The 496-nt window shown below is 51.0% G+C and carries 1 protein-coding gene; it reads left to right on the forward strand.

From position 1 onward, the window contains the following. On the forward strand, nt 1–496 hold a 496-nt coding region (locus AC0LWT_RS22215), incomplete at both ends, for a hypothetical protein (RefSeq protein ID WP_474683467.1).

A 496-nucleotide genomic window follows, 5' to 3' on the forward strand; every position in this document is an offset into this window, starting at 1 on the left:
CGTTTACCTCTACTATACCAAAATCTACTAACCTGACAACATTGCCCCCCCCCCCCCATGCCAGAGGTGATAGCCAAAATCTGCCCGGCTCACGAAGAAAACCTGCAAAAATACATGAATTTGTGTCCTTGATCGCTGGCCACGAACAATTCCTGCAATTGTGCAGGCTTTTTACCGAATATATGGACTTAGATTCACTTTCAGCGAAAATTCCTGCACTTTTGCAGGCTTTTCGCCAAAATAAGCCATTTTCAAAGAAAAAGCCTGCACTTTCGCAGGCTTTTTCTTTGACGAGCCGACTCGTGCCCCTCGCTGAGCAGCGACACAAGTGGTCGACCGACCGCCGTCATGCAGCGCAACACCGCGCGCGGTGCGAATCTGCGTGGATTAGGCGCGATAGAGAAAATTGGCTGAACGGAAATAATCTGATTTTCGCAGATTTTCTCCCCGATGTACTCAACCGGCTGCCGTGCCGCGCAGCGCGACAACGCGCGCT

The sequence above is a fragment of the Paenibacillus sp. sgz302164 genome, from assembly GCF_056120505.1.